This window comes from Gordonibacter pamelaeae 7-10-1-b, assembly GCF_000210055.1.
Taxonomy (GTDB): Bacteria; Actinomycetota; Coriobacteriia; order Coriobacteriales; family Eggerthellaceae; genus Gordonibacter; species Gordonibacter pamelaeae.
On record NC_021021.1, the window covers coordinates 3,216,686 to 3,217,754 of the forward strand.

The following is a 1,069-nucleotide window of genomic DNA, read 5'->3' on the forward strand; positions in this document are numbered from 1 at the left end:
CGACGGCGCGGGTGAGCGCGCAGTCGAAGCCGTCGCGGCTGCCGTCGCGGTCCATGCTGGTGAGCAGGATCTCCCCCGCCCCGCGTCGCGCCGCCTCCTGCGCCCATTGCACGGCGTCGATGCCGGTGGCCTTGCGGCCGCCGTGCACGTACACCTCCCACTTGTCCCCCGCTCCCGCGACGTGCTTCGCATCGATGGCGCAGAGGATGGCCTGGCTGCCGAACGCAGCAGCCGCGCTCGTGATGAGCGACGGGTCCGCCACCGCAGCCGAGTTCACCGACACCTTGTCGGCGCCGGCCGCGATCATCGTGCGGATATCGGCCACGCTGCGGAAACCGCCGCCCACGCAGTACGGCAGGTGCAGCTGCTCGCTCGCGCGGCTGGCGAGGTCCACCGTGGTGGCGCGGTCGTCGCTAGTGGCCGTGATGTCGAGGAAGATCACCTCGTCGGCGCGCTCCTCGTCGTAGCGCTGCGCGAGCTCGATGGGGTCGCCCGCGTCGCGCAGGTTCACGAAGTTGACGCCCTTCACCACGCGCCCGTCCTTCACGTCCATGCAGGGGATCACGCGCTTCGCTAGCATTTTCGTCCTTCCGTCGTCGCTGACGCAACGACGGACGTGCCGACGTTGCGCGGGCCTCTCGCGGCCCGTTTGCCGCTCCAGGTTTTCCTCACGTGCCAAGGCACGCTTCGTCAAACCTTCCCGGCAACCGCGCTCGCGAGAGGCTCGCTCGCTGACCGTGCCGGAACCTCAACGCTACAATCCGCAGGGATTCGCAGCCACGGCGGCCGCTTCCGCGATGCGCGTGGCCTCGTCGCAAGCGCGCACGCCGTCGGCCACCGTGAGCGTGCCCTCGTACACGGCGCGCCCCGCGATGACGCCCTCGATGCAGCCGGCCACTTGGCCGAGCGCCTCGATGTCGGCGATGCCGGCCACGCCGCCCGACGCGGTCACCGAATGGCCGAACGCCTCGGCCATCCGCACGTAGGCGGCCGGGTCGATGCCGGTCTGCATCCCGTCGCGCGCGATGTCAGTGTACACGAGGTACCGGAATCCGAGCGCCGCCATGTC

At 70.5% G+C, this 1,069-nt stretch carries 2 protein-coding genes; both read right to left on the reverse strand.

Translation table 11 applies throughout. From position 1 onward, the window contains the following. On the reverse strand, window positions 1-580 hold a 580-nt coding region (gene hisF, locus GPA_RS14780; RefSeq protein WP_041239731.1), incomplete at its 3' end, for an imidazole glycerol phosphate synthase subunit HisF. 174 nt (window positions 581-754) lie between these two features. Beyond that, window positions 755-1,069: HisA/HisF-related TIM barrel protein (locus GPA_RS14785; RefSeq protein WP_041239732.1), on the reverse strand; the 315-nt coding region annotated here is incomplete at its 5' end.